Source organism: Sulfurimonas paralvinellae (genome assembly GCF_014905135.1).
Lineage (GTDB): Bacteria > Campylobacterota > Campylobacteria > Campylobacterales > Sulfurimonadaceae > Sulfurimonas > Sulfurimonas paralvinellae.
In genome coordinates this window covers 701,239-720,236 of sequence record NZ_CP041406.1, presented here as the reverse complement: position 1 = coordinate 720,236, position 18,998 = coordinate 701,239, and the positions used below count along the sequence as shown (strand labels likewise).

Below are 18,998 nucleotides of genomic sequence, written 5' to 3'. Positions count from 1 at the left end.
ATTCTAATCCTTTTTTAAATGGTGTTTGTATTGGTCTGGGATATTATCATGCTCATCATTTAAGATGTACTGCATAGCACCTGTCACCGTATCACTTTTTGCTTCATGTGATGCCTCACGCATCTTTTTCGTCATATCATGCAAAAATCGTTTTATTGCCTGTTTTGCCATTTTATTTGCTTCAAACTCATACTCTTTTGGAATGAAACCTTTTTTCAAAGCGCGCTGCGTTTCAATCTCCACTGCGGTATCTGCTTTTTTATATATCTCTTTGATGATTGGCTCTACATTAAGTGCATCAAGCCACTCAAAGAACTCAACTACGCTTCGCCCTACAATGCCGTGAGCCTGACGTACATACTGCTCTCTATCGGCTCGATTGGCATTGACAATCTCTTTAATATCATCAACTACAAAAAGATAGATATCATCTCTTGGCGTAAGGTCAATATCTCGCGGAATTGCCAAGTCAAACCAAAATCTTTTAAAATCCACTCTCTCTATAAGTTCGTTGGTAATAATAGGATACTGTGCGCTTGTCGCTGTAAAAATAATATCGAACTCGTTGACAGCTTTATCCAAACTTCCAAACTCATACACTTTGGCATTACAGTCTGCCGCCAAAGTTTCAGCTTTTTGCTTCGTTCTGTTTGTAATGTATGTCTCAACGCCGTCTGAGACAAGATGTTTTGCACAGATCTCACTCATCTCACCCACACCGATAACAAGTGCTTTTTTCGTATGAAGGTCATCCACTTGCTCTTTTATCTGTCCTATCGCAACGGATGCGACGGAAACAGGCTTTGATGAGATATCAGTATGATTTCTCACTTTTGCGGCACATTTAAACGCATGTGAGACGGCTCGGGACATTTTTTTCTGAGCAAAGCCTTTCTCATGGGCAAAACGGTAAGCATCTTTGAGTTGACCGGCTATCTGCGTCTCACCGACAACCATGGAGTCAATGGAACTCGCCACTGCAAAAAGATGATGAATGGCACTACTGTCATCGACTATCTCAGCTGTCTGCTTTAAAAATTCTGCGGAAAGTCCGCCTTTAAATGTCAAGAGTGTCATAATGTGATTGACAGCGTCTTCTATATCGCTGCAGCAGACATATATTTCCATTCTGTTACAGGTTGCAAGCATCATCGCTTCACTGATGGAAGGAGATTGTACGAGACGCTTGAGGCAGGCCTCTTTTTCATCATCTGTATAAGTGAATTTTTCTCTAAGCTCGATATCGCTGTTTTTATGTGATAGACTGATTGTTAAATAGTGCATTAATAACTTCTTTGTATCATAGTTTCTAAAATGCCGACAAGTTCGGCATCATCTTTCATGACTGCCTGCGCTTCATTTGAGAGCTTTTGTGCAAGTGCAAAAGAGCGGTTGACAGTTTGATGTTCATCCATTTTTGAACGTATCCAGGTATTTTCCTCTGTATCGATCGCTTTTGCGTGAGCATTGACAAGCCGCTCTTTTTCATCACTTTCCAAAGCTTCAAAAAGATAAATGTACGGCAGTGTACATTTTCCCTCTACAAAGTCGTTCATTGCAGGCTTTCCAAGAGTAGCTTCATCAGCTGTAATATCCAAGATATCATCGATGATCTGGAAGGAGAGTCCAAGGTTTCTTCCATAGAGTGCGTGAGAGTGAGGATCTTTTCCGGCTAAAAGCGCCGCTGCTTTTGCCGCTGCTTCTATGAGTGTTGCCGTTTTCAAGTAAAGCATATTAAGATAAAGCTCTTCGTCACTGTTAAATGCTTCGGCCATCTTCACATCCATCATCTCGCCTTTTGAGAGTGCCGTAACCGATGCAGCTATGGTCTGTGCTATCTCTTTGTCAAAATTAACAAGTTCGGTAAAAGCCTTTGAGTAGAGGATATCTCCAAGCATTACAGCGGTTTTTGAGCCATCTGTTGCATTGACAGAGGCAGCTCCACGGCGTGTATCTGCTTCATCGATGACATCATCATGCAGAAGTGAAGCGGCATGTATGAGCTCAACTATCGCAGCCAACAAAGGAGCATCCTTTGCATCTTTTGCAATTTTCAAAATAAGCTTCGCACGCAGACGTTTTCCACCGCTCAGGCTTTTAAACAGACGCGTCACCTCATCATAATCAATCTCGTTTATCAATCTCTCTAATTCTGCTTCGACTCTTTGCATATATCTCTTCTAATTTTTATTTTTTAAAAATTTCAACGCTATTTGCATCTGTGGATCATACAAATAGAGTTCAAACTTCGCTTCATTGTTCTCAAAGGCTTTAAACTTGAGTAAGAAGTAAGGAGGATTATAATAATTCTGCCCATCGTCTCTAAGTTTAATACGCAATGATTGGTTTTTATGGTTTAGATAGAGCATATTCTGTGCAACGAATTTGTCGTAACTGTAAAGTGTTACAAGACCATCATTGACATAAAGCGTCCATCTAAAGACAAAAAGTTTCTCTTTGTCGGCATATTTTACAAGAATTTTCTTTTGCTCATCCTTTTTTAACGAAATTTTAAAAACTTCTTTAAAATCATTGGCAAAAGATGCACTGCCAAGTAACACCAATGGCAGTAAAATCTGTAAAAATATCCTCACGCAGCTATTCGCTTTGAGAGAGGATTGCACCCATTATTTCAACATAAAGACTTTTTGCCTTTGTGTCACAAGCATCCTGATGCTCAAAATAGTACTGTTTCACGGCACCGTCTATATCTTCACCGACATACTTTTCAAGCATCAGCTCCATTGTTGCCGCTTTTTCAATAAAAGCCGCAAGCTCCTGTCTTACTATGTCATTGTTAGCATTAAAAACGACGTCCATAAACTTCGACTTTGGAGAACCCCCAAAGATATCTTCTTCATCTTCAAATAATGCAGCATAATTACTCATTATCTATCCTTTATTTTTAAATTGTTCTGCGATTATAGCAACTGTTACTTAACTATTTGGGTACCTATACCCTCTGATGTAAAAAGTTCAAGTAACATTGAGTGTTCTACTCGTCCGTCAATGATGTGCGCTTTTGCGACACCGCCCTCAATCGCTTCCAAACAGGCATCTACTTTAGGAACCATGCCCCCGTGTATCGTGCCGTCATCTTTTAAATGCTCAACCTCATCCTGTGTCAAAGATGAAAGCAGATTTTTATCATTATCTAAAACACCTGCCGTGTCTGTCAGGAAAATTATCTTGTTTGCCCCTATGGCCTTTGCCACATACGAAGCACAGAGGTCTGCGTTGATGTTGAAGCCTGGATGTCCCATCTCTTCACCTGCCGCGATTGGTGCGATGACAGGAACAAAACCGTCTTTGACAAGATTTAAAACGACATCAGCTTTTACGTTGTTGATATTACCGGTAAGTCCCCACTTCTCAAAGTCTTTTGCGTGAGCTGTAATGAAGTGTGCATCTTTGCCACTGATACCTATCGCTTTTGCATCATAAGAGTTCAGCAGTGAAACGATCTCTTTGTTGATCTCACCGCTGAGGATCATCTCCACGATACGCATCGTATCTTCTGTAGTAACACGCTGTCCGTCAATGAACTTCGTATCAATTTTAAGAGCCTCAAGCATGTCGGTTATCTTTTTCCCGCCGCCATGCACAATGACGGGCTTGATACCCACAAGATGCATCAACAGTATATCTTCAGCAAATTTCTCTTTGAGTTGTGGTGATGTTTGAGCAGAACCGCCATATTTAATGACCACTATCTCTTTTCTAAACTCACGTATGAACGGCAGTGCTTCAAGCAGTGTCTTTACTGTTTCAATTTTCGCTTGCAATATTTTTTCCTTGCATATTCTATTAATAATTTTGCTATTTTATCCAAAAATTGATTATTTAAAGATATAATCGATTTTATGGATATCTACAACTTCCTATACGAACATTTTTCTTATACTATTCTTTTTATATGGAGTATCTTTGAAGGTGAGATCGGTTTAACCATTGCAGGCATGCTTTCAAACAAAGGAAGTTTGACTTTTCAGTATGTACTTGGTATCGCTGTCATCGGTGCACTCATCGGAGATATCACTCTGTTTGCCATAGGCTATTTTTCAAAGCACAATGCAGAAAAAATACTGCAGCAATACGAAAAAAAAGTACAAAGTATAGAGCGATGGTTTCAACACTATGGCAGTTGGATTATAATATTTGAGCGTTTTATCTACGGTACACATATTCCTGCACTCCTTGTTCTTGGTAGTTCAGGGTACAGCTTTATAAAATTTCTACTCTTAGATATCTTAGGTGTTGTTTTATGGGCAATGACATTTACCACGCTTGGATTTTATTTTGGACAGAACGCCATTGATGTTTTGGTCTTTATACAGCACCACCTTTCTGTAGTCATTTTTTTGTTTTTCTTCTTTTTTATTATTTATCAGTATAAAAAAGATTGATTGCAACTTTTATTGCATTCATTGTAATAATATAATGTTACAATCAAGGCGAAAAAACAGTTTAAAGGAATTTCTTATGGAAGATAAGGAAGTCGTTATTAAAGGTTTAGATATACCTTTTTTAGATTTAGTAGTATTTTTGGTGAAATTGGCATTGGCATCTATTCCTGCCATTTTCATACTTTCTGTAGTCTTTTGGGCTATCGGTGCACTATTTGGAGCTGCTATGTTCCAACCAATATTATAATTAAAGGAAATTAAAAATGTGGAAATATCCCATAGACGAAAATTTATTTGACAAATTTTCAAAATACTCAAAAATAGCAGGTGTAGTTTTTATCATCTTAGGACTAGTCGGTATCATTTATCCGGTCTTCATGACAATGGCAACAGTCACTTTTGTGGCATGGATAATGATGTTCGCAGGATTTATGGCAGGTTACTTTACCTATATCAGTGATAAAAGCGATGTTATTGGCTGGCTTAAAAGCTTCATTCTCATTGCAATCTCTCTCTTTATGATCTTTTATCCGATGAGCGGTGTAGGAACGGTCGGACTGTTGCTTGCAATCTATTTCTTTATGGACTCTTTTGCGAGTTTTTCACTGTCACTCTCTATGCGCCCGGCAAGCGGATGGATATGGTGGCTGATAAATGCAATTTTCTCAATGTTAATAGGAATCTTATTTGTAATAGGCTGGCCGTTCACATCACTTTACCTCATCGGTCTACTTGTAGGTTTCAGCCTTTTCTTCGATGGCATTGCACTGCTTGTAACAGGTTCGATCTTTAAAAAAATGAATCAATAGCCATGAAAGAGACAAAAGCTTTCGGACTCTGGAGCGCTGTATTTTTAGGAATCGGCTCCATGGTCGGTGCAGGTATTTTTGTACTGCTTGGTGAAGCCGGTGCCATTGCCGGAAACCTTGTTTGGATCTCTTTTATACTCGGTGGAATCATTGCACTGCTGAGTGGGTATTCTCTCGCAAAACTTGCCTCTGCATATCCAAGCCGCGGCGGTATTGTTGAGTATCTTGTGCAGTGTTACGGAGAAGGAGTTTTTTCCGGCTCCATTGCTGTTTTATTTTATCTCTCAGCTATTGTCGCACTTGCGATGGTAACCAAAACATTCGGTACTTATGCTTCCATGATGCTCTCTTCTCATAATGAGCATTATGCGAATATATTTGCACTTATCATTCTTTTTAGTTTTGTCGCCATCAACTTGGCAGGAAGCACACTCATAGCAAGAAGTGAAAATACGATTGTCATTATAAAACTCTCAATTATCATCATTTTTACAGTTGTCGTCTCTTTCTATGTACATCCCGATTACCTTGCATTAAAAGATGCTCCGCCTGTTTTAAATCTCTTTTCAGCGATTGCACTCACTTTTTTTGCATATGAAGGTTTTCGTGTTATTACAAACACGGCAGAAGATATGAAAGATCCTTCCAAACTTATGATGAAAGCTATGATAGTTGCTATAAGTTTGGTAATGATTTTATATGTCGCTGTAACTTTTGCCGTCTTTGGAAACCTTACCCTTCCTGAAATTATCAAAGCGCAGGATTATGCTTTGGCTGAAGCCGCAAAACCCGTATTTGGTCAACTCGGTTTTACAATTATGGCTATTGCTGCACTGATTTCTACAGCTTCATCCATCAATGCAAACCTTTATGCCGTAACAAATGTCACCTATGACATGGCAAAGAACGGCGAACTGCCTGATGTATATAAAAGATATGTATATCACTCTACAGAGGGACTTATCATTAGTGCCATATTCATAGCACTCTTAATGCTCTTTTTTGATCTCAAAGAGATTGCAGCAATCGGATCTATTTCTATGCTCTTCATACATGCACTTGTTCACATCGGACATCTCTTGAAAAGAAAACATACAGGGGCATCGGCTACTTTACTTATTTTGGCAATTCTAACGATGTTAACTGCTATTGTGTTAGCACTGCAATACACATCCAAACATATTCCAAATGTCGGTTATTTTATAGCTGCCGGTTTCTTCCTCGCATTTCTTATTGAGATAGGATTGAGACTCTTTACTCACAGAACTATTAAAAAACAAACTCTCTAAAAGTTTTTTCATTCACTTTCACTTCCAGATCCAGAAGTGAAAGCGGCACTCCAAACTCTTCTATCTTCACATAATCTTTAAATGTCACAAGAAGCGATGTCGCGCCATCATCTTCTAAGATCTTCTCAAGTTCCTCTTTTGTAAAACTGTGATGATCTTCAAAGTAATGCCTGCCGACAAGATTTTCAGGCAGATAGGCATCGAGCCTTTGCGGTCTGGCTATGGCAGTTACCAGAGACATTCTATCACTGCCGCCAACCAGCTTAACCTCACGCACGAAATCTTCACCTTCATGGACTATCTTTGCCTCCTTATTACTCCATAATCTTTCTCTGTAAGGCCCGCTTGGCAGACAGAAATTGTTGGTCGTTTTGACATCTATAATGATATCCTCTTTTTTGATGTCATGCTTTGAGTAAGCATCATCGAGAAAGACCATCTCACAGCCCATCTCTTTTGCTTTTACTATGGCTGGCTTTCTATCTTCGCTTACAATGACCGTTGCGTGAGGAAGTTTTTTCGCATAGATCATCGCTTCATCACCACTTGTTGCGACATCACACAAAATACCATTTTCATCTTTTACAACTATCATGCCGCTAGACGCCCGTCCGTATCCACGCAAAATGATTGCAGGATTTTTCTGCTTTTGTGCAAGCGCCGTTACAAGCGGTGTCTTACCGCTGCCGCCGACTGTGAGATTACCTATGCTGACTATGCGAATGCCAAAATCCTCTGCTTTTGCAGTTTTAAATCGCAGATACATCACAAAACAGTAGAGCCAGGAAAGGGGTAAAAGAAAGAATGAGAGAAGTTTTTGTAGCAGATTTGGGTTGTAAAAATAGTTTTCAACCCAAAAGACGACTGCAGATTTCAAAGGAGTTTATACTCTTGTTTTTGCTATTTTTTTAATCGCAGCGATAACAGTTTTCACATCATCATCACTCATACTTGCATAGATAGGCAGAGAAAGCACCTGTTGAAATGAGCGCAGTGCTACCGGAAAGTCATTAACTCTCAAAGCATATTTCGCTTTGTAGTAGCTCAACAGATGAAGCGGAATATAGTGCAATCCTGTACCAATGCCCTCCTCACGCAGAGCAACAGCAAAAGAGTCACGGTTCTTATCTATCTTGATGATATACAACGAGAAAGGATTCTCTTCATTACTCATGTCAGGAATGGTTACATGGTCCACGCCATCAAGTTCGGCAGAGTACATTTGCGCTATCTCTTTTTGTCTTTGGATGTTACTGTCCTGCTCCATGACCTGTGCACGAATATAAGCGGCATTGAGCTGACTTAAAGAGTAATCGTTCCCAATATCAACAACATCATAGATATACTCCAGTGCATCTTCGTCACGTACCATTGCATGATTGGCAAGCAGACGTGCACGCTCCATTATCTCATCATCATCCGTTACCAGCATACCGCCATTACAGATGTTCTTTTTCAAGTGCGGAGAGAAGTTAAAACATACAATGTCGCCGCCTGTCGATCCTATCTTCTCACCTTTGTATGTAGCCCCAAGTGCGTCAGAAGCATCTTCCACAATTTTTACACCAAAACGTCTGCCCATCGCATAGAGACGTTCGAGATCGACCGTAACACCGCCAAGGTGTGAGATAATGACAGCTTTAAGTTTTTTTGAACTGTTGGCTTCAAGATACTCTTCAAGTTTGTCAAGATTCATATTATAAGTCACATCTTCGATGTCTATAAAAACAGGTTCAGCATCGAAATGACGAACAACCTCAGGAATACTTGGATGGGCATTGACACAACAGACGATCTTATCACCGCGTTTCAAGTCAAGTGCAAGCATCGCCAAATGCAGAGCCGATGTGCCATGTGATGTAGCAAGAGCATAGGAAGCACCTACATAATTACTAAACTCTTCTTCTAGTTCGGCAACCTGATTGACATCTTCACCGTCAAGAGCATCACTTACATAGGAGTGTGCTGCACGTGAACTTTCATATTTACTAAACGGTATCTTCAACTCTTTTTTCATCTTCATTCCTTTATAGGGTTATATCTCTTGGATAATTAAAATCATGTCCCAGTGTACGTGAGGTCAATTTTGCTATCACGGGCATTTTACGTTTAAAATGATTCCCAAAAATTCTTTTTATGATCATATCGAGCATCTTTTCATCGATGCCCTTTGCAATGACCTCCTCACGTGAGCATCTCTCATCGACATAGAGTTTCATTGCCGCATCGAGCTGCGCATAGGTGTAACCCAGATCAGCTTCGTCACTCTGTCCATCCCACAGGTCAGCAGAAGGCGGCTTTTTAATGATGCACTCACTCACGTCGAGATACTCCGCAAGTTCAAAGACCTCACTCTTGTAAAGATCGCCGATGGGATTGATCGCCGATGCAAGGTCGCCATAAAGTGTTCCATAGCCTAGCATCAGTTCACTTTTATTGCTCGTTCCCAAGACCAAAGCACTCTCACAAGCCGAAATATCAAAGAGCGTCGTCATACGAAGACGGGCAGAGACATTTCCTTTACGAAGGTTGTTCAGATCATCATGCATCGCTTCATAAGCCGACAACATCGGCTCGATCGAGCAGGTGATGTTTCGCAAACCAAAGTCACGACATAATTCATCCGCATCATCGAGAGAACTTTGCGAAGAGTATTGCGAAGGCATCTTCACACATACCAGATCATCTTTAAAGGCCTTTTGTGCCAATACTGCCACCACAGCAGAATCCAGCCCGCCGCTTAAACCGACAACTACTTTTTTGAGTCCCGTCTTTGTCACTTCATTTTCTAAAAAGCGGACAAGATAGTCGGTTATTTGAGAATATTTACTCATCTTTTACACTAAACCTTTAAAAATTATTAACAATGTTTATTATATCTAAGTTTTGTAACAAATAATTCTTTAAGAAATTCAGCAGACTTCTCTTTTCGCCATATTTTTAAGTTCCGCACAAGAAAAACCTGCCTCACGCCGTGCGTCTATATTTAAGTCATTCGGACGTAAAAAACCCCGTGGATAGTATTTTTTGATGATATCAAAATAGATACTCGCATCTACATTTTCTCTCACGCAGGCATACTTGAACCAGACATCCCCTTTTTTGACATGCTCCACTTCCTCACGCAAGATGATCTCCAGATTTTCTATGATCTTCTCTATCATCTCACTCTTTGGCAGTTTTTTGAGCTTCTTTAATATCATCGGTGTGGCATCAAGGCCGTTTGCTTCAAGATAACGCGGTACAACCGCCATGCGTTCCAAAAAGGTCTGTGTCTTTTGGCTCGCTTCAAATAGTGCGTCATGCACCTCCACATCGCCATACTCCGCATCAAGCTCACACAGGAGTTTTTCAAGCATCAAAAAATGGCGAATCTCATCACCTACCACTTCAAGCCAATCAGCATAATATTCACGCGGTAAACCGTGAAATCTGTAAGCCGCATCAAGGGCGAGATCGATAGCGGAGTACTCAATATGTGCTACGGCATGCAGCAGGTTTATCTGCCCCTCTTTGCTTGTGAGATTCGAGCGTTTTGGAACATTTTGCGGCGGCACTGTTTTACATACTTCGCTGTACGAAGGCTCTTCAAACTCTTTTGGTGTAAAATCTTCTTCAAAGGTCAGACTGTCTGCTTGAAACGATTGATAAAATCTTTGAAATCTCTCTATTTTCTTTGCAGGAGATTTCTCTTCTAAAATTAATTCTAATTCTTTATAAAATTTCATAATCACATAATGCTATAATTGCACTAAAAAAGAGATGAAAATGCAAATAAAAGTGCAACCAATGGGTGTCTATCAAACGAACTGCTACATTGTCACAAAAGACGGCAAAGATATCATCATAGACCCCGGTGTAAATGCAACCGAGTGGGTAAAACAAAACATCACAAACCCCATAGCCATTTTAAACACACACGGTCATTTTGACCATGTTTGGAGTAATGCAGAGCTACAAAAGGATCTTGGCGTAAAACTCTACACACCAAAAGAAGATGCCATGCTTTTAAGCTCATCTTCATGGATGCCGGATCTCCCGCCATCAACGCCTGATGTCTTGGTAGAAGATGACGAAGAGTTCGACATAGACGGCATCAAAGTAAAATTTCGCCACTTTCCGGGGCACACACCGGGATGTTCTACCATAGAGATAGGCGATGCAATGTTCAGCGGTGATTTTATATTTGAAAAAAGCATCGGTCGCACAGACTTTCCATACTCCAATCCTGAAGATATGAAAAAGTCTCTCGAGAAATTTCAAAAACTGGACTTCGACAAAACTATCTACCCCGGTCACGGCGGCACAACGACCATAAAACAGGAACAGCAGTACGCACCCTACTGGATAAAGCAACTTTAATGAGTACATTTGACACAAGAGCAGAGAACTGGGACAGTGGTGACATCCGTGTAAATGGTGCAAAGGTAATTGCCGATGCTATCATAAAAAGATTTCCACTCAACAAAGAGATGGAGATACTAGATTTTGGTGTAGGTACGGGACTGCTTGGCTTTGAGATAGCAAAGCATGTCAAACAAGTAAGCGGCGTCGATACTTCCGCAGGCATGCTGGCAAAACTTCAAGAGAAAAACACTCCTGAATGCAACATCATTTCCATACATCAAGACATCATAAAAGAGCCGCTCACACAGCAGTTTGACGGAATTGTCAGCTCAATGACCCTGCATCACGTAGAAGATTTAGAAGCGTTTTTCAAAACAATCCATAACAACATAAAAAACGGCGGATTCATAGCCATAGCCGACTTGGAGAGTGAAGACGGCTCATTCCATTCAGACAACACAGGCGTACACCATTTTGGATTTCATGAAAATGAATTGCGTGAGATAGTACAAAAGAGTGGTTTTAAAGATGTAAAGATCGAAAATATCAACACTATCCAAAAACCGCATAGAGATTTTGGGGTGTTTTTGCTTACAGCGGGAAAATAATGAACAAGGGATACGTTAAAGTTGTAGTTGTCACCTGACCACTTATTTTTTATTTTTATTTGATTTACAAAGTTCTTTTTGATAGAATATTTATTACATAAATAGTTAATCCCTTTCATTTAGAGCATCTAATTATTTATACTATAAGAATCAGGAGTTTTTATGAGCAACTCAGAGAATCAAGTTGTATTTACTAAAAATGAGGTAGTTATAACAGATATAAAAATGCCTTTCTTTTCCATGGTTTGGTTTATGGTTAAATGGGCTATTGCAGCAATTCCCGCATTTATTATTCTTACACTTTTAGGTGCTTTTACTATGGGTATCCTCAGTGGTTTAGCTACACATTAAACTAAAAGGTATAAATACATGGATGTTGGAAAATTTTATAACGTTGTTTATACGCGTGGTAAATATGAGATTGAGTATGAAAATAATGTGAAATGCATAAAAATCACACCAAAATCATATCGTATTGAGAGAATAGATGGTTCAACGTTTCTAATTAGACAAGACTCGATTTTAAAGCTTAAAGAAATATCTAAATAAAATTTAGAATTTAGAGAATAGCCTAAGTATAATAAAGCTTATTCTTTCTCTTCCGGCCGTGTACCGCTTGCTTTGTCCTCGTCATCGAGTAGTTTGAGTTTTAGCACATGCCGCTCCGTTACAACCGTTTTGAACTCTCCTTCAAAGACTTTGATGTCAAGAACGAACGCTTCAACATGAACATTGCGCTTGCGTCCCTCTTTATGTCTCACGCGAGCTACAAAATTTACCTCATCATGAAATTTGACGGGTGAGAGAAATTGACAATCACTTGCAACGAGTACGACATTTCTTTCATTGACAGCGAGCATAGCCGCATAATCTGCAGATGAGAAGATAAAACCACCGTGAATGAGCCCTACTTCATCTGCCACCATCTCAGGCGTTGTCGTCAGCCGCAGTTCAACATAACCCTGCTCGAGTTTTATGACCTCTCCGCAAAGATCTTGATTGATTTTTTCATGTGTCTTAATGAAAACCTGCTCTTCATCGTCCCGATAATCTTCAAGTTCTAAATCTTCTTCGTTTACTTCATTTTCTGCCATTATTTCTTATCCTTAATCAGTCGTACATACACGCGTCTTGGTGCCGGGTAGCCTTCGACAGTTTTTGAGCTGTCATCCGGGTCCAAAAAGTCTTCGAGTGACTGTCCCTCTATCCACTCCGTCTTTCTCTGCTCGCTTGCATCCGTTACAGAGGTCTCAAGCACTTCAAATTCACAAAAACCTGCCCGTCTGCACCAGTTTTCAAGCGCTTTTATAGTCGGTACAAAGTAGATGTTTGGTATCTTCGAGTAACTCGACTCCGGACATAGAGCCATTTCATCTTCACCTTCAATGTAAAAGGTGTCGAGTATCACTTCGCCCTTTTTATCCAGTCCTTTGTAAAGTGACTTAAGCATCGCAACAGGGTCACTTCTGTGATAAAGCACACCCAAACAGAAGATAATATCGAACTTCTCTTCATAAAACTCCAGATGTTCCACACCCAGCAGCTCATACACAATCTCACTCTTTATAAAATGGTTGACAAAATCAAACTGTGTCATATAGAGCGGCGAAGGGTCAAAACCGACAAGCAGTTTTGGATTGTCCTCCTGCATACGAAACATATAGTAACCATTGTTACACCCTATATCGGCAACTCGCTTATCTTTTAAATCAAAATGGGGTCGTAAAAGGTTGTATTTCACATAACTGCGCCATTCGCTATCTATAAAAGTCTCTCCAATCTTAAAAGGCCCTTTTCGCCACGGCATCAGTTTTTTGGCGACTTCATAGATCTTTGCATCATCCATCTCACCCTGAATCTCTACGGTATCTCCAAGTGTTACAGTATATTCACCATCTTCGAGCTCACACAAGGCCTCACGCAAAGGGGCGATATTTTTCCATGTAAGCCACTTTTTTCTCTCTTCTTTTATCTTTTGAATGTCCATTTTAATCACTGTCGTATCTAATTTTTACTATAATTGTATCTAAATTAATCAAAGGTTTTAAATGCGCTTGGAGAAAAAAGCAACGGTAGCATCGAGTAGTGTCGCAGCACTGCTGGTATTTTTAAAATTGGCAGTGGGTATTTTAAGCGGCTCTATCGCCATTTTAGCTTCTGCCATCGATAGTCTGCTTGATCTGACTGTCTCCCTTTTTAACTACTTTGCTCTGCACAACGCAGAAAAACATCCCGATGAACAGTTTCATTTCGGCCGCAGTAAACTAGAGCCTCTGGCAGCAGTTATCGAAGGAACCATCATCTCTCTCTCCGCACTGTTCATCCTCTACGAAGCGATTGCCAAGATAATCCATCCTGAAGATATGCGCCATATGTCAGAAGGCATCTATGTCATGATCGCATCTTTCATTATCACGGGATTTTTGGTAGCTTTTTTAAATTATGTGGCAAATAAAACAAAGAACATGGTCATAAAAGCCGATGCCCTGCACTACAAAACAGACCTCTTCTCAAACGGTGCCGTTCTCTTTGCACTCGTTGCCATTCACTACACCGGTGAGCAGCTTATTGACCCTGTTTTAGGTATTGCCATTGCCGTTTATATGATCTACTCGGCTATCCCGATCGTCAAAGAGGGTGTTTTGATGCTGCTTGATGTCGCTCTTCCAAAAGAGGACATTGACAAAATTATACAGATCATAAAAGAAGAGCCGGAGATCACAAACTTCCACTATCTACAAACAAGAGTTTCGGGCTCGCACATCTTCATCTCTTTTCATGCCGTCTTCAATGTCTCCATCTCACTCTATGACGCCCACCTCATCGCCGATAAAGTCGAGTTGAAGATAAAAAAACTGTTTCCTGAAGATAAAAAACTCCATATCCTCATACATATGGATCCATACGATGATGCGGAGATGAATGAGGAAGAGGAAGAGTGGTAAAAAATCTACTTCTTTTTATCAGTATGCTTTCTTTTTATCTGTGATGCTTTAAAGTTCTTGTTCGCAATGGCTTCTAAAAATACCGTAGCGTATGAGCCTTTTGGCAGGGTAAAACTGATGTTTAGGATGTCAAAGTTGTTTTTATAGTCTAGTTTAATGTCTGTAGGAAAGATAAGCGCCTCTCTGCGTGAGCCTTTGTCATATAAAAATGGATCATCATATTTTGCTTCGATCTCTCCCGCTGCAGAGCGCGCATGAAAAACATCACGTCCGCATAGAAGCCCTGTCGGTACGACTTTATGTGCTTCAAAATCCTTTTGCGGGATATTTTTCGGAGTAAAGAGTTTACCTTCATCAGAGAGATAGACATCACCCTCTAAGAGTAAAAACTTTCCACCCTCTTGCTCACGTGAGAGCAGTACACGCTCACGCAGCCACTCATTGAAGTAGTAGGACTGATACACGGAGATAAGAAACTTTTTGAGTTTTGCATCTTCTATGTGCAGTTCACCTGCTATCATCTCACGTGCCTGCGTGATGGAGTCTTCATCACGACCGAAACGCTGATAACCAAAATAGTTCGGCAGTCCATTCTTAGCGATCTTCATCGCTCTTTTTTCTATCTGCCCCGCTTCAATGGGACTCACCCCAAAAAGGTTAATGCTAAATCTATTTCCGACAAGATCTCCCATGCGTATGGAGTATTTATCCCTCGTCGTTTTTAGTATCTTAATACCGGGATGTTTGAACTTTTTGAGTGCTTTTTCATACTTCGCTTCGATGCTTATGTACTGTGTCGTCGTCGCATGTTTGTCTTTGAGTCCTGCATAACCGATCTTCTCTGCAGGAATGTTCAAAAACTGTGCAAAAGCCGCAATCATATCCCATGTCGTCATCTCTATCTTTTGAACACGAAAAATGAGATAGTTCCCTTTTTCACTGAATTTTCTGGGATTTTCATCAACAATGAAATCCTCTTTTGTCTGTTCAAACTTGAAGTTTATCTTCTCTTTGTCTTCTAAATATTCTCTATACAATTTTTTCCTTCTACAGCGCCAAAAACTTCAGTTCTTTAGCCGCTTTTGCAATATCTTTTTGTATCGCTTCTTTTAATGCTTCCATGCTCTCAAATTTTTCATTATCACGTATGAAATCCACAAAACTGATCTCCGCTTTCTCTTTACAAATAACTTCACCATCCAAAATGTGCGTCTCTACGGCAAAACTTCCATCTGTGCTCACACGATGCCCGATGAAACTCACCGATGGATGATAATGCTCTTCATCATCAATGCGGGTTGTCGTCACATAAACACCCTCTTTTGGCAGCAGAAAATCTTTTACTTTGAGATTTATCGTAGCAAACAGCTCACTTGAACCAAGCCCCTGCCCTTGAATCTTCTCTCCAACTATCGTGTAGTTATGCCCGAGAAATTCATTGGCACCTTTTACATCACCTAGCTGCAGTTTTGCCCGAATCTTATGCGAATGCACCGAATCATTATTATGTTTTACCTCTTCTACCACGACTACTTCTCCATCAAAAAGCTCTTTGAGATCATCATAAGAGTATTTTCTGTCTTTACCAAAGTGAAAATCATACCCGACCACTATTTTTTGCAGTTTTGGAAACTCTTTACATAAAAGTTTTACAAACCCTTCTCCATCTAAATGCCGAATATCCTCAAGATTAAAAAAGAAGATTTTATGATCGGTATATCTTTTCCTATACTCGTGCGGCGTAAGATTCGCATAGCCTGTATCTATAACGACAACCGCGCCATCACAACCAAGTTCATTAAAAAGTGCTTGATGTCCTATGTGCATGCCGTCAAACCCGCCTATAGCGATGGAAGTTATCTCTTTCATACCTATCCTACTTAAAGTCTTAACGTAATTATATCAGTTTCTGATGCTTTTTTATTTTTTAAAATAATAGCACCACTCTTGATTTCCCTCTTTTCCGCTGAGTTGCGAAGGGGATTTTTGTAAGAGTTTCCACCCCTGTAAAGATGCAGTATCTTCAAACTTCTGCATCGCTCTCTCTATAGCCTTTTTATCAAGAACAACACCATTTTTATCACGCTTCACTTCACGCCCGACTTCAAACTGCGGCTTAAAAAGCAAAATGATATCTTGACTTGCCAGCCGCTGAACATCATTCAAAATATAATGCAAAGAGATAAAAGCAACATCACTCACTATCAGATCAAACTGCTTTTGTGTTTCAAACTTACGAATGTCACACCCTTCATAAACGCTCACGCGACTATCCTCACGCAAGGATCTGTGCAGCTGGTCGTGTCCCACATCCACACAACTCACCTCATGCACCCCGCGTTCCAAAAGCACCTGCGTAAAACCGCCAGTTGATGAGCCGATATCCAAAGCCGACCTGCCGCTGACATCCAATCTAAGTTCATCCAAAAAATGCAATAGTTTATAAGCCGCACGTGAGACATAAGCCTTATGTTCACGTATGTTAACCTCATCGCCCTCTTCTACTTTAAACGCAGCCTTTTTTACAATCTTGCCATTAACACTGACAAGTTCTTCTTTTATAATATTCTGTGCTTTATTTCGACTATCTACAAAGCCATTTTCTACCAAATAATTATCAAGTCTCACGCAAGCATCTCTCTCATCTCATCTTCTGTAAGTGTCGTCACACCAAGACTCACAGCCTTATCATACTTGCTTCCCGCATCTTCGCCATAAATGACGAAGTCTGTCTTCTTACTCACACTGCCGCTCACTTTTGCGCCTAAAGACTCCAGCATCTCTTTTATCTTTGGACGCGGCTCGCTCATGCTTCCTGTAAGCACAACAGTTTTGCCTTTAAAAGGGTTCTCTTTTGCCTCAGCTTTTTTCTCCGGTGCAACAGGCTTTATAATAGCTTCCAATTCTTTCACTGTTTCACTGTTCACACGCATAAACTCCAGATAGCTCTCCGCCATCTCATCACCAATGCCATCAATTTCCACAAGAGATTCTTTATCTGCGTGAGCATACTGAAGACCAAAGGCTTCTGCTATCATTTTCGAAGCCACTTCACCGATATGCTCGATGCCAAGGGCATTGATGAAACGCCAAAGTTCGCATCCTTTTACTCCGTTGATAGCATTGAGCAGATTTTGCGCTTTTTTCTCTTTAAAGCCCTCAAGCTGCAGCAGTTGTTCCTGCGTGAGGTGAAAAAGATCAAGCACATTGCGAATCAGTCCGGCATTAAAAAGCTGCTCAACTATCTTAATTCCCAGTCCGTCGATGTTGAGACACTGCTTTGATGCAAAGTAGATGATGGAGTTCACAACGCGCGCTTCACATGTAAGGTTTTGACACTTTATAAGCACCTCTTCTTGAAGCAGTTCACTGCCGCAAACAGGACAGTTTTTCGGACGTTCAACTTTTTTCTCACTGCCATCTCTCTCCTGTGTGAGGACTTTGACTATCTTAGGAATAACATCTCCGCTTCGTAAGATAATGACCTTATCACCAATGCGAATATCCATGCGCTCTATCTCATCGAAGTTATGCAAGGTTGCACGCTCAACTACCGCCCCTTCAATATCCGTAGGCTCAACGACGGCAACAGGTGTTACAACACCCGTTCTGCCAACCTGTAAGATAATATCTTTGAGTGTCGTTATCTTCTCAACAGCCGGAAATTTATAAGCGACTGCCCAGCGCGGTACTTTTACAGTATAGCCCATATCTATCTGCGCAGCTATCTCATTGACCTTGACAACCATACCGTCAAGCATCATTGGGTAACTCTCACGCTCTCGTTTCATCTGCTCATACATGGCTTCTATTTCATCATACCCTTCTGTAATGCCTCTTAGTGGCGGTCGACGAAATCCAAGTTCGTAAATATACTCCATTTTATCACTCAGCAGTTTATGAGGCAATGAATCCACACCAACACCATACGGCAGAAAAACAAGGTTGCGTGAGGCGGTAATGCTCGGGTCTAATTGTCTCAGACTTCCCGCTGCGGCATTTCGAGGATTTGCAAAGGGTGGTTCGCCCTTTTTAAGACGCTCTTTATTTATCTTTTCGAACTCATCTTTAAAGATAACGACTTCTCCGCGAATCTCAATGAGCTCTTTATGTGCGATTGTCAGCGGAATAGAGCGTATCGTCTTGACATTTTGTGTGATAAGCTCACCCTCTTCGCCGTTACCGCGTGTGATTCCCTCACGCAGCATACCATTTTCATAAATGAGATTGAGTGATGCACCGTCATATTTCGGCTCACAATAGAAAGTGACGTTCTTATCGAGTCTATAGGTTTTTTCCAGCCACTTTTGCAGATCATCAGCATTGAAGATATCTTCAAGAGACCACATACGTGAGAGGTGTTTCGCTTTGACAAATCCCTCACTGACAACATCACCCACCCGCTGTGTCGGTGAGTTTGGCAATACCTCATCAGGATGTGCTTCTTCGTACGCCACTACCTCATGATAGAGCTTATCATACCCCTCATCGGTCATAATGGGATCATCCAAAACATAGTAATGATATGCCCACAGGTTTAGTTTTTCTACTGCTTCTTTATACTCTTGATTATTCATAATGGGATTTTATCTTA

23 protein-coding genes are annotated in these 18,998 nt (G+C 40.6%); 8 read left to right on the top strand and 15 right to left on the bottom strand.

Annotated features, from left to right (window positions below):
• Nucleotides 1–3: 3 nt before the first annotated feature.
• The 5 genes from hemA to argB are packed head-to-tail and all read right to left on the bottom strand — an operon-like array spanning nucleotide 4 to nucleotide 3,785.
• A complete protein-coding gene (gene hemA, locus FM071_RS03870; protein ID WP_193111699.1) occupies nucleotides 4–1,284 on the bottom strand; it encodes a glutamyl-tRNA reductase in 1,281 nt (426 codons plus the stop codon).
• Nucleotides 1,284–2,171, bottom strand: coding sequence for a polyprenyl synthetase family protein (locus tag FM071_RS03865; protein WP_193111698.1), 888 nt, complete (start codon nucleotides 2,169–2,171; stop codon nucleotides 1,284–1,286). The genes hemA and FM071_RS03865 overlap by 1 nt, the downstream gene beginning before the upstream one ends.
• A 9-nt stretch (nucleotides 2,172–2,180) precedes the next feature.
• Nucleotides 2,181–2,594, bottom strand: a complete 414-nt coding sequence (locus tag FM071_RS03860) for a hypothetical protein (protein ID WP_193111697.1) — start codon at nucleotides 2,592–2,594, stop codon at nucleotides 2,181–2,183.
• A gap of 4 nt (nucleotides 2,595–2,598) precedes the next feature.
• Nucleotides 2,599–2,889 carry a DUF2018 family protein gene (locus FM071_RS03855; RefSeq protein WP_193111696.1) on the bottom strand — a complete coding sequence of 97 codons (291 nt, stop codon included), beginning with the start codon at nucleotides 2,887–2,889 and terminating at the stop codon, nucleotides 2,599–2,601.
• Nucleotides 2,890–2,933: 44 nt separating this feature from the next.
• Nucleotides 2,934–3,785 carry an acetylglutamate kinase gene (gene argB, locus FM071_RS03850; RefSeq protein ID WP_193111695.1) on the bottom strand — a complete coding sequence of 284 codons (852 nt, stop codon included), beginning with the start codon at nucleotides 3,783–3,785 and terminating at the stop codon, nucleotides 2,934–2,936.
• 78 nt (nucleotides 3,786–3,863) lie between these two features.
• Here argB and FM071_RS03845 point away from each other — a divergent pair, with 78 nt between their 5' ends.
• From FM071_RS03845 to FM071_RS03830, 4 genes are all read left to right on the top strand, one after another.
• Entirely contained in the window at nucleotides 3,864–4,406 is a 543-nt protein-coding gene (locus tag FM071_RS03845; protein ID WP_193111694.1) for a DedA family protein, read from the top strand.
• A gap of 76 nt (nucleotides 4,407–4,482) precedes the next feature.
• Nucleotides 4,483–4,653 carry a hypothetical protein gene (locus tag FM071_RS03840; protein ID WP_193111693.1) on the top strand — a complete coding sequence of 57 codons (171 nt, stop codon included), beginning with the start codon at nucleotides 4,483–4,485 and terminating at the stop codon, nucleotides 4,651–4,653.
• 16 nt (nucleotides 4,654–4,669) lie between these two features.
• Entirely contained in the window at nucleotides 4,670–5,215 is a 546-nt protein-coding gene (locus tag FM071_RS03835) for an HdeD family acid-resistance protein (protein ID WP_193111692.1), read from the top strand.
• Nucleotides 5,216–5,217: 2 nt separating this feature from the next.
• A complete protein-coding gene (locus FM071_RS03830) occupies nucleotides 5,218–6,504 on the top strand; it encodes an APC family permease (protein ID WP_193111691.1) in 1,287 nt (428 codons plus the stop codon).
• Here FM071_RS03830 and FM071_RS03825 read toward each other — a convergent pair.
• From FM071_RS03825 to FM071_RS03810, 4 genes are all read right to left on the bottom strand, one after another.
• Nucleotides 6,485–7,381, bottom strand: coding sequence for a tetraacyldisaccharide 4'-kinase (locus FM071_RS03825; protein ID WP_193111690.1), 897 nt, complete (start codon nucleotides 7,379–7,381; stop codon nucleotides 6,485–6,487). The two genes, FM071_RS03830 and FM071_RS03825, sit on opposite strands and share 20 nt — an antisense overlap.
• A 6-nt stretch (nucleotides 7,382–7,387) precedes the next feature.
• A complete protein-coding gene (locus tag FM071_RS03820; protein WP_347402248.1) occupies nucleotides 7,388–8,521 on the bottom strand; it encodes a DegT/DnrJ/EryC1/StrS family aminotransferase in 1,134 nt (377 codons plus the stop codon).
• A 10-nt stretch (nucleotides 8,522–8,531) separates the two neighbouring features.
• Entirely contained in the window at nucleotides 8,532–9,338 is an 807-nt protein-coding gene (locus FM071_RS03815; protein ID WP_193111688.1) for an NAD+ synthase, read from the bottom strand.
• 78 nt (nucleotides 9,339–9,416) lie between these two features.
• On the bottom strand, nucleotides 9,417–10,232 hold the full coding sequence (locus tag FM071_RS03810; protein ID WP_193111687.1) for a ferritin-like domain-containing protein: 816 nt from the start codon (nucleotides 10,230–10,232) through the stop codon (nucleotides 9,417–9,419).
• Between the two features lie 40 nt (nucleotides 10,233–10,272).
• On the opposite strand from FM071_RS03810, the gene FM071_RS03805 reads away from it, so the two are divergent.
• From FM071_RS03805 to FM071_RS03795, 3 genes are all read left to right on the top strand, one after another.
• Nucleotides 10,273–10,866, top strand: coding sequence for an MBL fold metallo-hydrolase (locus FM071_RS03805; protein WP_193111686.1), 594 nt, complete (start codon nucleotides 10,273–10,275; stop codon nucleotides 10,864–10,866).
• Nucleotides 10,866–11,459 (top strand): class I SAM-dependent DNA methyltransferase, encoded by a 594-nt coding sequence (locus tag FM071_RS03800; protein WP_193111685.1) that lies wholly within the window; start codon nucleotides 10,866–10,868, stop codon nucleotides 11,457–11,459. Before FM071_RS03805 ends, FM071_RS03800 begins: the two co-directional genes overlap by 1 nt.
• A 162-nt stretch (nucleotides 11,460–11,621) precedes the next feature.
• Nucleotides 11,622–11,810, top strand: a complete 189-nt coding sequence (locus FM071_RS03795; protein WP_193111684.1) for a hypothetical protein — start codon at nucleotides 11,622–11,624, stop codon at nucleotides 11,808–11,810.
• A gap of 236 nt (nucleotides 11,811–12,046) precedes the next feature.
• Here the strand turns inward: FM071_RS03795 and FM071_RS03790 are convergent, their stop codons facing one another.
• Both FM071_RS03790 and cmoB read right to left on the bottom strand, forming a co-directional pair.
• On the bottom strand, nucleotides 12,047–12,553 hold the full coding sequence (locus FM071_RS03790; protein ID WP_226960578.1) for a PaaI family thioesterase: 507 nt from the start codon (nucleotides 12,551–12,553) through the stop codon (nucleotides 12,047–12,049).
• Nucleotides 12,553–13,446, bottom strand: a complete 894-nt coding sequence (gene cmoB, locus FM071_RS03785) for a tRNA 5-methoxyuridine(34)/uridine 5-oxyacetic acid(34) synthase CmoB (protein ID WP_193112023.1) — start codon at nucleotides 13,444–13,446, stop codon at nucleotides 12,553–12,555. Before cmoB ends, FM071_RS03790 begins: the two co-directional genes overlap by 1 nt.
• Nucleotides 13,447–13,507: 61 nt before the next feature.
• Here cmoB and FM071_RS03780 point away from each other — a divergent pair, with 61 nt between their 5' ends.
• Nucleotides 13,508–14,404, top strand: a complete 897-nt coding sequence (locus tag FM071_RS03780) for a cation diffusion facilitator family transporter (protein WP_193111683.1) — start codon at nucleotides 13,508–13,510, stop codon at nucleotides 14,402–14,404.
• 5 nt (nucleotides 14,405–14,409) lie between these two features.
• Here the strand turns inward: FM071_RS03780 and FM071_RS03775 are convergent, their stop codons facing one another.
• From FM071_RS03775 to ligA, 4 genes are read right to left on the bottom strand one after another with little or no spacing between them, the layout of a single operon-like run.
• Nucleotides 14,410–15,441, bottom strand: a complete 1,032-nt coding sequence (locus FM071_RS03775) for a tRNA pseudouridine(13) synthase TruD (protein WP_193111682.1) — start codon at nucleotides 15,439–15,441, stop codon at nucleotides 14,410–14,412.
• A gap of 10 nt (nucleotides 15,442–15,451) precedes the next feature.
• Nucleotides 15,452–16,273, bottom strand: a complete 822-nt coding sequence (locus tag FM071_RS03770; protein WP_193111681.1) for a bifunctional riboflavin kinase/FAD synthetase — start codon at nucleotides 16,271–16,273, stop codon at nucleotides 15,452–15,454.
• Nucleotides 16,274–16,324: 51 nt separating this feature from the next.
• Complete coding sequence (gene tlyA / locus FM071_RS03765; RefSeq protein WP_193111680.1) at nucleotides 16,325–17,032, bottom strand: 23S rRNA (cytidine-2'-O)-methyltransferase TlyA; 708 nt, start codon at nucleotides 17,030–17,032, stop codon at nucleotides 16,325–16,327.
• Nucleotides 17,029–18,981 carry an NAD-dependent DNA ligase LigA gene (ligA, locus tag FM071_RS03760; protein WP_193111679.1) on the bottom strand — a complete coding sequence of 651 codons (1,953 nt, stop codon included), beginning with the start codon at nucleotides 18,979–18,981 and terminating at the stop codon, nucleotides 17,029–17,031. Before ligA ends, tlyA begins: the two co-directional genes overlap by 4 nt.
• Between the last annotated feature and the right edge of the window lie 17 nt (nucleotides 18,982–18,998).